Origin of the sequence: Pleomorphomonas sp. T1.2MG-36 (assembly GCF_950100655.1) — a bacterium.
GTDB lineage: Bacteria > Pseudomonadota > Alphaproteobacteria > Rhizobiales > Pleomorphomonadaceae > Pleomorphomonas.
On record NZ_CATNLY010000012.1, the window covers coordinates 371,673 to 387,645 of the forward strand.

Annotated in this window: 10 protein-coding genes and 1 tRNA gene; all 11 read right to left on the bottom strand. The window is 63.6% G+C overall.

All coding sequences use genetic code 11. The features are described from left to right. Positions 1 to 412: 412 nt before the first annotated feature. The 11 genes from QQZ18_RS08630 to tuf all read right to left on the bottom strand — a co-directional run bounded on the left by QQZ18_RS08630 (position 413) and on the right by tuf (position 15,810). On the bottom strand, positions 413 to 1,642 hold the full coding sequence (locus QQZ18_RS08630; protein ID WP_284540123.1) for a sensor domain-containing diguanylate cyclase: 1,230 nt from the start codon (positions 1,640 to 1,642) through the stop codon (positions 413 to 415). A 328-nt stretch (positions 1,643 to 1,970) separates the two neighbouring features. Continuing rightward, positions 1,971 to 6,191 carry a DNA-directed RNA polymerase subunit beta' gene (rpoC, locus tag QQZ18_RS08635; RefSeq protein WP_284540126.1) on the bottom strand — a complete coding sequence of 1,407 codons (4,221 nt, stop codon included), beginning with the start codon at positions 6,189 to 6,191 and terminating at the stop codon, positions 1,971 to 1,973. Positions 6,192 to 6,463: 272 nt separating this feature from the next. After that, entirely contained in the window at positions 6,464 to 10,600 is a 4,137-nt protein-coding gene (gene rpoB, locus QQZ18_RS08640) for a DNA-directed RNA polymerase subunit beta (RefSeq protein WP_284540128.1), read from the bottom strand. A gap of 213 nt (positions 10,601 to 10,813) precedes the next feature. Further along, positions 10,814 to 11,191 carry a 50S ribosomal protein L7/L12 gene (rplL, locus tag QQZ18_RS08645; protein ID WP_134179838.1) on the bottom strand — a complete coding sequence of 126 codons (378 nt, stop codon included), beginning with the start codon at positions 11,189 to 11,191 and terminating at the stop codon, positions 10,814 to 10,816. Between the two features lie 57 nt (positions 11,192 to 11,248). Continuing rightward, on the bottom strand, positions 11,249 to 11,767 hold the full coding sequence (rplJ, locus tag QQZ18_RS08650) for a 50S ribosomal protein L10 (RefSeq protein WP_284540130.1): 519 nt from the start codon (positions 11,765 to 11,767) through the stop codon (positions 11,249 to 11,251). A gap of 418 nt (positions 11,768 to 12,185) precedes the next feature. Further along, complete coding sequence (gene rplA, locus QQZ18_RS08655) at positions 12,186 to 12,887, bottom strand: 50S ribosomal protein L1 (protein ID WP_284540131.1); 702 nt, start codon at positions 12,885 to 12,887, stop codon at positions 12,186 to 12,188. Positions 12,888 to 12,892: 5 nt separating this feature from the next. Beyond that, complete coding sequence (gene rplK, locus QQZ18_RS08660) at positions 12,893 to 13,321, bottom strand: 50S ribosomal protein L11 (RefSeq protein ID WP_284540132.1); 429 nt, start codon at positions 13,319 to 13,321, stop codon at positions 12,893 to 12,895. A 167-nt stretch (positions 13,322 to 13,488) separates the two neighbouring features. Next, positions 13,489 to 14,019, bottom strand: a complete 531-nt coding sequence (gene nusG, locus QQZ18_RS08665; RefSeq protein ID WP_100083497.1) for a transcription termination/antitermination protein NusG — start codon at positions 14,017 to 14,019, stop codon at positions 13,489 to 13,491. Between the two features lie 26 nt (positions 14,020 to 14,045). Then, the gene (secE, locus tag QQZ18_RS08670) at positions 14,046 to 14,243 is read right to left on the bottom strand and encodes a preprotein translocase subunit SecE (protein WP_284540135.1); all 198 of its coding nucleotides are present in this window, start codon (positions 14,241 to 14,243) and stop codon (positions 14,046 to 14,048) included. 93 nt (positions 14,244 to 14,336) lie between these two features. Continuing rightward, positions 14,337 to 14,412: transfer RNA gene (locus QQZ18_RS08675), tRNA-Trp, on the bottom strand. Positions 14,413 to 14,619: 207 nt separating this feature from the next. Beyond that, positions 14,620 to 15,810, bottom strand: a complete 1,191-nt coding sequence (tuf, locus tag QQZ18_RS08680; RefSeq protein ID WP_284540137.1) for an elongation factor Tu — start codon at positions 15,808 to 15,810, stop codon at positions 14,620 to 14,622. Between the last annotated feature and the right edge of the window lie 163 nt (positions 15,811 to 15,973).

Consider the following 15,973-nt stretch of genomic DNA (forward strand, 5'->3'; position numbering starts at 1 on the left):
GAGGAACAATGCCAAACGGCACCGTTCGTGCGTACAACAGCTTTCACCACCAGTGGAGCGAGTAGCGTTTAACGGTGCTTGATCAAAAGTTTAAGGACCAGTGATCGATCACGCGTTACAGACCAACTCTTCAAGTGGCGCGGACACTACTCAAACAATCCCCAACCGTCAAGTCGGCGGACCAAAAAAGGCGGAAATGTCGGTTCCGTGAAGCCCCTCATACGCCCGGACGGCACGAAAGCGGGCTTTGTGTCATCGCCAGCGCAACAAATGCAATCGATGCATCGTCAAATCACTTAGGCCGGCACCCTCGACTCGGCGTCACGAGCGAATCCTCAAGCCCGCCTGGGCCGATTCAACCTGCCCGGCCCCAGAGGGAATCATCGATCGGCTCCACCACCGAAACCCGTCCTCAGTTCGCGAGGCCAACCCTGTTGCGTCCGGAGGTCTTCGCCTCATAAAGGGCGCCATCCGCCGCGAGCACAAGAGCCTCGGTTCCATCCTGGTGCGGATTGGGCTGGCTTCTCGACGCGACGCCGACACTGATGGTCACGTGACCGTAGGGCACATTGGGCTCGTGGGGCAGCTTCAGCCGTTCGACCGCCCTGCGCAGCCGCTCGGCCACCACTTCGGCGCCCCGGCGCGCCGTGTTGGGGAGGATGACGGCGAACTCCTCGCCGCCATAACGGCAGAGCATGTCGGCGTTCCGGTGGAGTTCGCGCGACATGGCCTTGGCGATGGCAATCAGGCACTGATCGCCGGCAAGGTGGCCGAGGGTGTCGTTGTAGAGCTTGAAGCGGTCGACATCGATCATGATCAGCGACAGTTCGCCGCCGACGCGCGCGATCCGGCTCTCCTCTTCGGCGATGGAGATATCGAAATAGCGGCGATTGAAGACGCCCGTGAGGTGATCCCTGAGGGCCATCTCCGTCAGCCGACCGTTGGCCTCGCGCAACTGCTCCTCCAGACCGCGCCGTTCCGTCACGTCGAAATGCGCGACGGAGACCGCCACGATGTTGCCGAGCGCATCGGCCAACGGACTGACCAAGACGGCGTAGATCTTGTCATCGATCCGAGCTTCATGGTCCGGCACCGGCTCGCCGCGGTCGAGGAGCGCGAAGTCGTCGTTCAGCTTCTCCATGCTCGCCGGATGATGGTCCGAGAGGGATTGGCCCACGGTCGACGTCAGCAGGTTGGCGTGGCGGTCGTTCATCGCCAGGAACCGGCCGCTCCTGTCGATGACGCACAAAGCCATGGGCGCTCTTGCATAGACCGTATCGAGCGGCAGAATGGAGGCCTCAAGGCTGCCGAGAGCAATGCCGCCGATCATCCGGGCGGTTCCGCGATAGCCGACAAACCCTTTGGCATCGTCAAAGATCGGCGAACCGCTGATTTCCTCCACGATGGTGATGCCATCGCCCAGGAGGAACCGGCATACCGCGCCACCGAAAGCCCTGTAGTCACCGCTACTGGAAAGCATGTTCGCATGGACCACAGCGATGTCTTCGGGATGCATGTAGTCGAAGATCGGCCTACCGATGAGCAACTCATCATATTTTGCCGGGCGACTGTCCTCCACATATGACAGCTCGCTGAGGCGCAGGTCACGATCTGCGGTCCATGCTCTAGTCTTGTAGACCATGCGTACCTCGTGGCTCGATCATTTTCATCAATACTAGGCCTGGGGCAGTCTCCATATTGTTAAATGGGTGCAGTTCGCAGCGCCTGTTCCGCGCGGCAGCCAGTTCTCCGGCGATCGAGGCACTGCGCTCGATCAAGAAAGCCCCCCTTCAGACGCGACGCATTCACCTGTTAAAGCGGCGCGTCATCTGGAGCCGACAAATGCGTCCCAACGACCGCGTCGGTTCGGTCGTATGAGGCCCTAAAAAGAAAATGCGCCCCGGCGAACCGGAGCGCATTGGTCACTGTACAGCGGTAACGGCCGGGCCCGAAGCCCGGCCAGTCCACGCTCAGTCGGCGTTCGGCGCGGCGTCGAGGGCGACAGCCGGCTCCATCGCCATGGCAACGTCGCCGCCCTCGCCGAGAGCGTCCTTGCGGCGCTCCTCGAGGATCAGCTCGTCGCGACGCATCGCCACCTGGCGGATGCGGCTCATCAGCGAGCCGGTACCGGCCGGGATCAGGCGGCCGACGATGACGTTCTCCTTGAGACCCTCGAGCGTGTCGACCTTGCCATTGACCGCCGCCTCGGTGAGGACGCGGGTGGTCTCCTGGAAGGACGCCGCCGAGATGAAGGAGCGGGTCTGCAGGCTGGCCTTGGTGATGCCGAGCAGGATCGGGTGAGCAATCGCGGGGTGCTTGCCCTCGGACGTCACCTTCTCGTTGATCTGCTCGAACTCGATGGCGTCCACCTGATCACCGCCCATCAGGTCGGTGTCGCCGCCTTCGGTGACTTCAACCTTCTGCAGCATCTGGCGAACGATCACCTCGATGTGCTTGTCGTTGATCACCACGCCCTGCAACCGGTAGACTTCCTGGATTTCGTTGACGAGGTAGGCAGCCAGTGCCTCCACGCCCTTGATCGCCAGAATGTCGTGCGGCGCCGGGTTGCCGTCGACGATGTAATCGCCCTTTTCGACCACGTCGCCTTCCTGAAGGTGGAAGTTCTTGGTCTTGGGGATCAGGTACTCGCGCGGCTCAAGGCTGGCGTCATGCGGCTCGATGAGCACACGGCGCTTGTTCTTGTAGTCGCGGCCGAAGCGGATGGTGCCATCGATCTCGGCGATGATGGCATGATCCTTCGGACGACGCGCTTCGAACAGCTCGGCAACGCGCGGCAGACCGCCGGTGATGTCGCGCGTCTTGGCGCTTTCGAGCGGGATACGGGCGAGCACGTCGCCGGCATGCACCTTCGAACCCGGCTCGACCGACAGGATGGCGTCGGGGCTGAGCAGGTAGCGAGCCTCGCCACCCTTCTGCGGCTTGCCGATCTTGCCGTTGGCGTCCTTGATGATCAGGGCCGGCTTGAGGTCCGACGTACGGGCCGAACCGCGCCAGTCGATGACGACACGCTTGGTGATGCCGGTCGCCTCGTCGGTGGTCTCGGACACCGAAGCGCCTTCGACCAGATCCTCGGAGCCGACGATGCCGTCGACGTCGGTCAGCACCGGGCGGGTGTAGGGATCCCACTCGGCAAGACGCTGGCCGCGCTTGATCTTGTCGCCATCGTCGACGTGCAGGCGCGAGCCGTAGACCACGCGATGGGTCGAACGCTCGTTGCCGGCCTCGTCGACCAGCACGACGGCGAGGTTGCGGCCCATGGCGATGAGCTTGCCCTCGCTGTCGCGCACGACGTTGCGGTTGCGGATCTTGACCGTGCCTTCGATGGTCGACTCGATGAACGAGCTGTCCACCACCTGCGCCGTGCCGCCGATGTGGAACGTGCGCATGGTGAGCTGGGTACCCGGCTCGCCGATCGACTGGGCGGCGATGACGCCGACGGCTTCACCCATGTTGACGGGCGTGCCGCGTGCGAGGTCGCGACCATAGCACTTGGCGCAGACACCGACCTTGGTGGAGCAGGTCAGCACCGAGCGGATCTTCACCGACTGGATGCCCGACTTCTCGATACGCTCGACGTCGCGCTCCTCGATCAGCTTGCCCTTCGGCACCACCACTTCGCCGGTGGCGGCGACGGTGATGTCCTCCGCGGCCGTACGGCCGAGGATACGGGCACCGAGCGTGGCGACGACCTGACCGGCATCGACGATCGCCTGCATGCGGAGGCCCTGGTCCTCGGCGCCGCAGTCGGTCTCGGTGATGATGCAGTCCTGCGCCACGTCGACGAGACGACGGGTGAGGTAACCGGAGTTGGCGGTCTTCAGGGCGGTGTCGGCCAGACCCTTACGGGCACCGTGCGTGGAGTTGAAGTACTCCATCACGCTCAGGCCTTCCTTGAAGTTCGAGATGATCGGCGTTTCGATGATCTCACCCGACGGCTTGGCCATCAGGCCGCGCATGCCGGCGAGCTGCTTCATCTGGGCCGGCGAACCACGGGCGCCCGAGTGGCTCATCATGTAGATGGAGTTCATCGGCTTGGTGCGGCCGGCGTCGTCCTTCTGCACGGCGGAGATGCGCTTCATCATCTCCTCGGCCACCTTGTCGGTGCACTTGGCCCAGGCGTCGACCACCTTGTTGTACTTCTCGCCCTGGGTGATCAGGCCGTCGGAGTACTGCTGCTCGTAGTCGTTGACCAGCGCCAGCGTCTCGCCGACGAGGTTCGCCTTGGTCTCCGGGATGACCATGTCGTCCTTGCCGAAGGAGATGCCGGCGTTGCAGGCTTCCTTGAAGCCGAGGGCCATGATCTTGTCGCAGAAGATCACCGACTCCTTCTGACCGCAGTGGCGGTAGACGGCGTCGATCATGCCCGAGATCTTCTTCTTGGTCATGAGCTCGTTGCAGAGATCGTACGGCACGTTGTGATGCTTGGGCAGCAGTTGCCCGATCATCATGCGGCCCGGCGTGGTCTCGAAAATCTTGGAGACCGGGTTGCCGTCCTTGTCGATGGTCTTGAAGCGGCCGCGCACCTTGGAGTGCAGCGTCACGGCGCCGGTGTCGAGCGCATGCTGCAGCTCGCCGAAATCGGCGAAGGCCATGCCCTCGCCCGGCTCGCCGTCGTTCATGATCGACAGGTAGTAGAGGCCGAGAACGATGTCCTGCGAGGGAACGATGATCGGCGCGCCGTTGGCCGGGTGCAGGATGTTGTTGGTCGACATCATCAGCACGCGGGCTTCGAGCTGGGCTTCGAGGCTGAGCGGCACGTGCACGGCCATCTGGTCGCCGTCGAAGTCGGCGTTGAAGGCCGAGCAGACGAGCGGGTGCAGCTGGATGGCCTTGCCCTCGATCAGGATCGGCTCGAAGGCCTGGATGCCGAGACGGTGCAGCGTCGGAGCGCGGTTCAGCATGACCGGATGCTCGCGGATGACCTCGTCGAGGATATCCCAGACTTCCGGACGCTCCTTCTCCACCAGCTTCTTGGCCTGCTTCACCGTCGAGGAGAAGCCCTTGGCGTCGAGGCGCGAGTAGATGAACGGCTTGAACAGCTCCAGCGCCATCTTCTTCGGCAGGCCGCACTGATGCAGCTTCATTTCCGGGCCGACCACGATGACCGAACGGCCGGAGTAGTCGACGCGCTTGCCCAGGAGGTTCTGGCGGAAGCGGCCCTGCTTGCCCTTCAGCATGTCGGAGAGCGACTTCAGCGGACGCTTGTTGGCGCCGGTGATGACGCGGCCGCGACGGCCGTTGTCGAACAGCGCGTCAACGGACTCCTGCAGCATGCGCTTTTCGTTGCGGATGATGATGTCCGGCGCGCGCAGCTCGATGAGGCGCTTCAGGCGGTTGTTGCGGTTGATGACGCGGCGGTAGAGGTCGTTGAGGTCGGAGGTCGCGAAGCGGCCGCCGTCCAGCGGGACCAGCGGGCGCAGGTCCGGCGGGATGACCGGGATGACGCTCATCACCATCCACTCGGGCTTGTTGCCCGACTGAATGAAGGCTTCGATGATGTTGACGCGCTTGGCGAGCTTCTTGGGCTTCAGCTCGGAGGTCGACTCGGCGATCTCCTGGCGCAGCTTCTCGGCCAGCTTGGCGAGATCGAGCGACTGCAGGAGCTCGCGAATGGCCTCGGCGCCGATCAGGGCGGTGAAGGTGTCCTCGCCATATTCCTCCTGGGCGCGCATGTAGTCCTCTTCGGTGAGGAGCTGATGCTGCTTGAGAGGCGTGAGGCCCGGCTCGGTGACGACGTAGTTTTCGAAGTAGAGGATGCGCTCCAGGTCCTTGAGCGGCATGTCGAGCAACAGGCCAATGCGGCTCGGCAACGACTTCAGGAACCAGATGTGGGCGACGGGCGCGGCCAGCTCGATATGGCCCATGCGCTCGCGGCGGACGCGCGACAGCGTGACTTCGACGCCGCACTTCTCGCAGATGACGCCCTTGTACTTCATGCGCTTGTACTTGCCGCACAAGCACTCGTAGTCCTTGATCGGCCCGAAGATGCGGGCGCAGAACAGGCCGTCGCGCTCGGGCTTGAAGGTACGATAGTTGATGGTCTCGGGCTTCTTGATCTCGCCATAGGACCAGCTGAGGATCTTCTCGGGGGAAGCGAGGGAGATCTTGATCTGGTCGAAGACCTGCACGGGAGCCTGTGCGTTGAAAAGGTTCATGACCTCTTGGTTCATCGGCTCTTCTCCTGTGATGCAGCCCGACCGCCGTCTGTCCGCCTCGCCGGCGGGGGCCACATGAAAAATTCTCGAGGCGCCACCGGCGCCGGCTGTTCCCTGTGCCTATTCGGCTCGGATCCGAGCCAAGAGAATACGCACAGGCTTCAAACTCTTGAGCATTTCCCTATCGATCGGATGGTCCATCCGATCGTGAAATGCTCGGGACACGCCGAACTGCCGGCGCTTTCGCGCCGACAGCTCAAGGCGTTTCCGTTGCTAGACGCGCCGGATCACTCCGCCGCGTCCTGAGGACGCTCGTCGCCAAGGACCGCATGTTCCTTGGAGTTGACCAGCTCGACGTTGAGGCCGAGCGACCGCATCTCCTTGACCAGCACGTTGAAGCTCTCGGGGATGCCCGACTCGAAGGCTTCGTCGCCACGGACGATCGCTTCGTAGACCTTGGTACGGCCGGCCACGTCGTCCGACTTGACCGTCAGCATCTCCTGCAGCGTGTAGGCCGCGCCGTAGGCTTCGAGCGCCCACACTTCCATTTCACCGAAGCGCTGGCCGCCGAACTGCGCCTTGCCGCCCAGCGGCTGCTGGGTCACGAGGCTGTAGGGGCCGATCGAACGGGCGTGGATCTTGTCGTCCACGAGGTGGTGGAGCTTCAGCATGTAGATGTAGCCGACGGTGACCTTGCGGTCGAAGGGCTCGCCGGTACGGCCATCGTAGAGCACCGACTGGCCGGAGGTGTTCACCCCCGCCTTGGCCAGAAGCTCGTTGATGTCCGGCTCGCGAGCGCCATCGAACACCGGCGTGGCGATCGAAATGCCCTTCTTCACCTGGTTGGCGAGCAGCAGGACCTCGTCATCGGTGTACTTGCCGATGTCTTCGGTCTTGGGCGACCCCTTGTAGGTGTCGATCACCAGCTCGCGCAGCGGCTCGATCTCGTTGTTGTGCCGGTAGGCCTCCAGCATCTCGCCGATCTTGCGGCCCATGCCGGCGCAAGCCCAGCCAAGATGGGTCTCAAGGATCTGACCGACGTTCATGCGCGAAGGCACGCCGAGCGGGTTCAGCACGATGTCGACGTGGGTACCGTCCTCAAGGAACGGCATGTCCTCCACCGGCACGATGCGCGAAACGACGCCCTTGTTGCCATGACGGCCGGCCATCTTGTCGCCCGGCTGGATCTTGCGCTTCACGGCGACGAAGATCTTGACCATCTTCATGACGCCCGGCGGCAGTTCGTCGCCGCGCTGCAGCTTCTCCACCTTGTCGATGAAGCGCTGCTCGAGCCGCTTGCGGCTCTCGTCATACTGCTTGCGCAGGGCCTCGACCTCGCCCATGGCCTGCTCGCTCTCGAGAGCGAACTGCCACCACTGCGAGCGCGGGAACTCCTCGAGCTTCTCCTGGTCGAGAACGGTGTCCTTCTTGAAGCCCTTGGGCCCGCCGACGCCGGTCTTGCCGATCAGCATGTCCATCAGGCGGCCGTAGACGTTACGGTCGAGGATGGCCTGCTCGTCGTCGCGGTCCTTGGCAAGGCGCTCGATCTCCTCGCGCTCGATCGCCATGGCGCGCTCGTCCTTCTCGACGCCGTGGCGGTTGAACACGCGCACTTCGACGATGGTTCCGGTCACGCCCGGCGGCACGCGCAGGGAGGTGTCGCGAACGTCCGAGGCCTTCTCGCCGAAGATGGCGCGCAGAAGCTTCTCTTCCGGCGTCATCGGGCTTTCGCCCTTCGGCGTGATCTTGCCGACCAGGATGTCGCCGGCCTGCACTTCGGCGCCGATGTAGACGATGCCGGCTTCGTCGAGGTTCTTGAGGGCCTCTTCCGACACGTTCGGGATGTCGCGGGTGATTTCCTCAGGGCCCAGCTTGGTGTCGCGGGCCATCACCTCGAACTCCTCGATGTGGATCGAGGTGAACACGTCCTCGGCCACGATCTTCTCGGAGAGAAGGATCGAGTCCTCGTAGTTGTAGCCGTTCCACGGCATGAACGCGACCAGCACGTTCCGGCCGAGGGCCAGATCGCCAAGGTCGGTCGACGGACCGTCGGCGATGATGTCGCCCTTGGCGACAATGTCACCGACGCGCACCAGCGGACGCTGGTTGATGCAGGTCGACTGGTTGGAGCGCTGGAACTTCATCAGGCGGTAGATGTCGACGCCGGACTTCGACGCTTCGAGATCCTCGGTGGCGCGGATGACGATACGCGTGGCGTCCACCTGATCGATGACGCCGCCGCGCTTGGCGGCGATGGCGGCACCCGAGTCACGGGCGACGACCGGCTCCATGCCGGTGCCGACGAACGGCGCCTCGGCGCGCACCAGCGGCACGGCCTGACGCTGCATGTTCGAGCCCATCAGGGCGCGGTTGGCGTCGTCGTTCTCAAGGAACGGGATCAGCGCCGCGGCGACGGAAACGACCTGCTTGGGCGACACGTCCATCAGGTCGACGCGTTCCTTGGCGACGGCGGCCGTCTCACCGGCATGGCGGGAGATGACCATGTCGTTGACGAAGTGGCCTTCCTCATCGAGGATGGCGTTCGCCTGGGCGACCGTGTACTTGCTCTCTTCCATCGCCGAGAGATAGACGACCTTGTCGGTCACCTTGCCGCCCTCGACAATGCGGTACGGGCTCTCAATGAAGCCGTACTTGTTGACGCGGGCGAAGGTAGCGAGCGAGTTGATCAGACCGATGTTCGGGCCTTCCGGCGTCTCGATCGGGCAGATGCGGCCGTAGTGCGTGGTGTGCACGTCACGGACTTCGAAGCCGGCGCGCTCGCGGGTCAGACCGCCCGGACCAAGGGCCGACAGGCGGCGCTTGTGGGTGATCTCGGAGAGCGGGTTGGTCTGGTCCATGAACTGGCTGAGCTGCGACGAGCCGAAGAACTCGCGCACAGCGGCGGCAGCCGGCTTGGCGTTGATCAGGTCCTGCGGCATGACCGTGTCGATGTCGACCGAGCTCATGCGCTCCTTGATGGCGCGCTCCATGCGCAGGAGACCGACGCGATACTGATTTTCCATCAGCTCGCCGACCGAACGGACGCGACGGTTGCCGAGGTTGTCGATGTCGTCGATCTCGCCCTTGCCGTCGCGCAGCTCCACCAGCGTCTTGATGACGGCGAGGATGTCTTCGCGGCGCAGGACGCGGACGGTGTCCGGGCACTGAAGGTCGAGGCGCATGTTCATCTTGACGCGGCCGACGGCGCTGAGGTCGTAACGCTCGGCGTCGAAGAACAGCGACTTGAACATCGCCTCGGCGGTGTCGATGGTCGGCGGCTCGCCCGGACGCATGACGCGGTAGATGTCGAACAGCGCGCTCTCGCGCAGCTCGTTCTTGTCCACGGCCAGCGTGTTGCGGATGTAGGCGCCGGTGTTGACGTGGTCGATGTCGAGGAGCGGCAGCTCGTCGATGCCGAGTTCGGCCAGCTGAGCCACCATCTTGGCGGTGATTTCTTCACCGGCTTCGACGTGGATCTCACCCGTCTGCATGTTGACGACGTCTTCGGCGATGTAGAGGCCTTCGAGCTCCTCGTCGGTCACCTTCAGGGCCTTGAGGCCCTTTTCGGCGAGCTGACGGGCGGCGCGAGCAGTCAGCTTGCGGCCAGCGCCGACCACCACTTCGCCGGTGTCGGCGTCGATCAGGTCAGCAACGGCCTTCATGCCCTTCATGCGATTGGCATCGTAAGGCATGCGCCAGCCGTCCTTGGCGCGCTCGTAGATGATCTTGTTGTAGAAGGTGTCGAGGATTTCCTCGCCGTCGAGACCGAGGGCGAACATCAGGCTCGTCACTGGAATCTTGCGGCGGCGGTCGATGCGCGCATAGACGATGTCCTTGGCGTCGAACTCGATGTCGAGCCAGGAACCGCGATAGGGGATGATGCGCGCGGCGAACAACAGCTTGCCCGACGAGTGGCTCTTGCCCTTGTCGTGGTCGAAGAACACGCCCGGCGAACGGTGCATCTGGGAGACGATGACGCGCTCGGTACCGTTGACGATGAAGGTGCCGTTGTCGGTCATGAGCGGCATGTCGCCCATGTAGACGTCCTGCTCCTTGATGTCCTTCACCGACTTGGCGCCGGTATCCTCATCGACATCGAACACGATGAGACGCAGCGTCACCTTCAGCGGCGCGGCGAAGGTCATGCCGCGCTGACGGCACTCGTCGACGTCGTACTTGGGCGCTTCGAACTCGTAGCGAACGAACTCGAGGAACGCCGTGCCGGCGAAGTCAGAAATCGGGAACACAGACTTGAAAACGGCCTGGAGGCCCTCCTCGGGACGTCCGCCCTTCGGCTCCTCCACCATGAGGAACTGGTCGTAGGACGCCTTCTGGACCTCGATCAGGTTCGGCATCTCGGCAACTTCCCGGATGTCTCCGAAGAACTTGCGGACACGCCTGCGGCCGTTGAACGTTTGCGCCATTGCTTCCCTCGTACACCGTGATCGGCAGACCGGAACCCTCTGATGCGCAACGTTTCCACGTCGCCGAAGGGCTCGGGACAAACCGACCGTCGACCGACAGGCCAAGCCTTTAGCCAATTCGATCCGATTCGGGCCAAATAAAGGCCATCTCAAAAACAACCGTTGGGCGGCCCGATTTTGTCGAGCCGCCCACCGTTAGAAATGCAAGGTCGATTACTTGACGTCGACCTTGGCGCCAGCTTCTTCAAGCTGCTTCTTGATCTTGGCGGCCTCGTCCTTGGACACGGCTTCCTTGACCGGCTTCGGAGCGCCTTCGACCAGGTCCTTGGCTTCCTTGAGGCCGAGACCGGTGATGGCACGGACTTCCTTGATCACGTTGATCTTCTTGTCGCCGGCATCGACCAGGATGACGTCGAACTCGGTCTTCTCTTCCTCGGCGGCGGCCGGAGCGGCAGCGCCACCAACGGCAGCGACGGCGACCGGAGCAGCGGCGGACACGCCCCACTTCTCTTCGAGGAGCTTCGACAGCTCGGCGGCTTCGAGGACGGTCAGGGCCGACAGTTCATCGACCAGCTTGGCAAGATCAGCCATTTCACTTCTTCCTTCAGTAACGGTTCGAACCAGATTTGTGTTTCAGGTCGAACGGCCTCACGCCGCTTCGTCCTTCTTGGCATAAGCCCCGAACACGCGGGCCAGCTGGCCCGCGGGCGCCTGCAGGACGCCTGCGATGCGGGTCGCCGGGGTATTGATCATACCCAGCAGCTTGGCGCGCAGTTCGTCCAGCGACGGCAGGCTCGCGAGAGCCTTGACGCCGTTGGCATCGAGGTTGGTCGTGCCCATCGCACCGCCCAGCACAACGAGCTTGTCGTTGATCTTGGCGTAATCGACGGTGACCTTGGACGCCGCGACCGGATCCGCCGAATAGGCGATGACGGTCGGACCTGTGAACAGGTCTGCGATGTGCTCGGCATCAGTGCCTTGAAGAGCAAGCTTGGCGAGGCGGTTCTTGGCGACCTTGACCTTGCCGCCAGCTTCCTTCATGCGGGCGCGATACGCCTGCAGGTCAGCGACGGTAAGGCCTTGGTAGTGGGACACGACGATGACGCCCGCGCCCTTGAACGAGGCGTTGAGTGCGTCGATCAGTTCCCGCTTTTCCGCTCTATCCACGGCCTGTCTCCAGATAAACGACAAGGCTGTCGCCCCATCGTCAGGTTGCTGTTGCCACGCCTTCACCCGAAAGCTTGTGCGCGGCGCTCGCGGCCTGTCCGCCAGCCTGTTCCGGTGAACCGGCATGGCTGGAGGGAAGAGTTCGAACCGGTACTCGTCATGGGAAGAACGGCGGACCGCCCTTCGGATGCATACGGATCTCACTCCCGTCTCATGCAGGCCCCGACGTCACCCAGAGACTGGGATCGGTCCGTCGGCTTAAGTCGCGGCAATGCCGGACACCTACAATCTCGGACAGGGTCGGAGACCTCCCTTGGGAACAAGCCCCTCCGGAAGCCACCGATCCCGCCGGCCGGAGCCGACGGGAAACTCATTGCTCCAACTTGGAGCGCCGACCCGAAAGGGCCGGAATTCATCGTCAGGAGGCGGCACCCAGGGAGCCGACTTCGACCTTGACGCCGGGGCCCATGGTCGAGGAGACCGACAGGCGCTGCAGATAGGTGCCCTTGGCACCCGTCGGCCGGGCCTTCTGGACGGCATCGATGAGGGCGCGCACGTTGTCGAGCAGCGCCTCGGCGGTGAACGACGCCTTGCCGACACCGGCATGGACGATACCCGCCTTCTCGACGCGGAACTCGACGGCGCCACCCTTGGACGCCTTGACGGCGGCGGCGACGTCCTGCGTCACGGTGCCCACCTTCGGGTTCGGCATCAGGCCACGCGGGCCGAGCACCTTGCCGAGACGGCCGACCAGCGGCATCATGTCCGGAGTGGCGATGCAGCGATCGAAGTTGATCTCGCCCTTCTGGATCGTCTCGACCAGTTCCTCGGCACCGACGATGTCGGCACCGGCGGCGGTCGCTTCGTCGGCCTTGAGGCCACGGGCGAACACGGCGACGCGGACGGTCTTGCCCGTGCCATGCGGCAGCTGGACGACGCCACGGACCATCTGGTCGGCATGACGGGGATCGACGCCAAGGTTGATGGCGACTTCGACGGTCTCGTCGAACTTCGCCGTGGCGCGTTCCTTGATCAGGCCGAGGGCCTCGGTCAGCGGGTAAACCTTCTTGCGATCGATGCCTTCACGGCTGGCGGCGACGCGCTTGGGAAGCTTGGCCATGTGGGTCACTCCGCGATCTGGAGGCCCATGGAGCGGGCAGAGCCCTCGACCATGAGCATGGCGGCGTCGATGGAAGCGGCGTTCATGTCGACGAGCTTCTTCTCGGCGATTTCACGCAACTGCGCCTTGGTGATGGTGCCGGCGGAGCCGGTGCCCGGCGTCTTCGAGCCCTTGTCCACACCGGCAGCCTTCTTGAGGAAGTAGCCAACCGGCGGAGTGCGGAGCTTGAAGGTGAACGAGCGGTCGGCATAGATGGTGAAGAGCACCGGGATCGGCATGCCCTTTTCCATACCCTGCGTCTGCGCGTTGAACGCCTTGCAGAATTCCATGATGTTGAGACCGCGCTGACCGAGCGCGGGGCCGATCGGGGGCGACGGGGTCGCCGAACCGGCCGCCACCTGAAGCTTCAGGTAGCCGGTGATTTTCTTCGCCATTTTCTTCTCCTCGTCGGCGCACCCGGCAGGGCCGGTCCGCCTTCAGGTTCGTGGTCGGAGGGCCATGTCCCAGCGGCGATGGCCGGGGCCCCTCTCCCACGGGGTGGGTGCCGGCCGGCGAACCGGACGGCGAACGCGGCGCCGGAAACCGGCTCCGCAAACGTGCGTCAGACCTTCTCGACCTGACCGTACTCCAGTTCGACCGGCGTGGCGCGGCCGAAGATCGACACCGCCACCTTGAGGCGGCTGCGTTCCTCGTCCACCTCTTCCACGAGGCCGGAGAAGGACGCGAACGGGCCGTCGGAAACCTTGACCTGCTCGCCGATTTCGAAACTGACGGAGGGCTTGGGCCGCTCGACGCCAACCTCGACCTGATTCATGATGCGCTCGGCCTCACGGTCGGGGATGGGAACCGGCTTGTTGTCGGACCCCAGGAAACCCGTCACCTTCGGCGTGTTCTTGATGAGGTGATAGGCCTCATCGGTCATGTCCATGCGCACCAGGACATAGCCCGGAAAGAATTTGCGCTCGGCAGCCACCTTGCGACCGCGGCGCACCTCGGTGATGCTCTCGGTCGGCACCAGAACCTGCTCGAAGAGGTGCGCGAGACCGCGCTGCTGCGCCTGCTCCTTGATGGAGTCGGCTACCTTCTTCTCGAAATTCGAGTAGGCGTGCACGATGTACCAGCGTTTTGCCATGTCGATGCTCCCCAGGCGGTCGTTCGTCAGCCGCTGAGGCCGAGCAGCAACCCGACACCCCAGTTCATGATCATGTCGGCGACAAGAAAGAAGATCGCCGCGAGGATGGCCATGATGAACACCATGGTCGTCGTGATCGCAGTCTCGCGCCGCGTCGGCCATGTGACCTTGCCGGCCTCGGTCCGAACCTGCTGCAGAAACTCAAGGGGGTTAGACTTGGCCATACATCCACTCATGACGGTCGGGGGCGCGGGCCCCCCCGCCACGAGATAGGAACCGTTATCTATAGCGTTCGACAGGTCCACGCAAGAGGGAAATGGCAGGGGCAGCAGGGCTCGAACCCGCGACCTGCGGTTTTGGAGACCGCCGCTCTACCAACTGAGCTATACCCCTAGACTTCCACTCGCGGACGCCAGTCCGTTCGCTTATAGCCGAACCGGCTTCCGGATCAAGCACCAAAAACTCGGTGCGCCCTTCTTACCGATTCCTGCCGGCGGAGCAAGCCCCGCACGGCAATTTCTTTGTCTCCCGAATGGCTTGGCTGTGGATCAGCCCGGAAATCCGGGGATTCCGGCGGCCGAGGCCGCCGGATAAGCATTGTCACTCGACGATCGAAGCGACGACGCCGGCGCCGACAGTGCGGCCACCTTCACGGATAGCGAAGCGGAGCTTCTCTTCCATGGCGATCGGAACGATCAGCTGAACGTTCATCGTCACGTTGTCGCCGGGCATCACCATCTCGACGCCTTCGTTCAGCGTCACCACGCCGGTCACGTCCGTCGTGCGGAAGTAGAACTGCGGGCGGTAGTTGGTGAAGAACGGCGTGTGACGGCCACCCTCTTCCTTGGTCAGGATGTAGGCTTCGGCCTTGAACTTGGTGTGCGGGTTCACGGAAGCCGGCTTGCACAGGATCTGGCCGCGCTCGACGTCTTCACGCTTGGTGCCGCGCAGCAGCGCGCCGATGTTGTCGCCGGCCTGGCCCTGATCGAGCAGCTTGCGGAACATTTCAACGCCGGTCACGGTCGTCTTGGTGGTCGGACGGATGCCGACGATCTCGACTTCCTCGCCGACCTTGACGATGCCGCGCTCGACACGGCCGGTCACCACGGTGCCACGACCGGAGATCGAGAACACGTCTTCGATCGGCATCAGGAACGGCTGGTCGATCGGACGGTCCGGCTGCGGGATGTAGGCGTCGACCTGGGTCATCAGCTCGAGGATGGCGTCGTGGCCGAGCTTCGGATCGCCATTCTCGAGGGCAACGAGAGCCGAACCCTTGACGATCGGAATGTCGTCGCCGGGGAACTCGTAGGACGACAGAAGCTCGCGAACTTCCATCTCGACCAGCTCGAGCAGCTCCGGATCGTCGACCATGTCGCACTTGTTCAGGAACACGACGATGGCGGGAACGCCGACCTGACGGGCGAGCAGGATGTGCTCGCGGGTCTGCGGCATCGGGCCGTCGGCGGCAGACACGACCAGGATCGCGCCGTCCATCTGGGCAGCACCGGTGATCATGTTCTTCACGTAGTCGGCGTGGCCTGGGCAGTCGACGTGCGCATAGTGACGGTTCTGCGTCTCGTACTCGACGTGCGCCGTGTTGATCGTGATGCCGCGCGCCTTCTCTTCGGGAGCAGCGTCGATCTGGTCGTAGGCCTTGAACGTGGCGCCGCCGGTCTCGGCCAGCACCTTGGTGATCGCCGCGGTCAGCGACGTCTTGCCATGGTCAACGTGGCCGATCGTGCCGATGTTGCAGTGCGGCTTCGTCCGCGAAAACTTTTCCTTAGCCATCGCTTCGTCTCTCTCGAAAGGTTTGATGGGGCCTTTTCGTGCGCTGCCCCCGAACCGGGGGGCGGCCGGTCGGCGGCTCGAATAGTGCCTTTCAACGCAAGGTTCAAGCCCTGAATGACGCCGCTCTCCCCGCAAAGAGCAATCGGCGCCAAGGCTGAGCCAT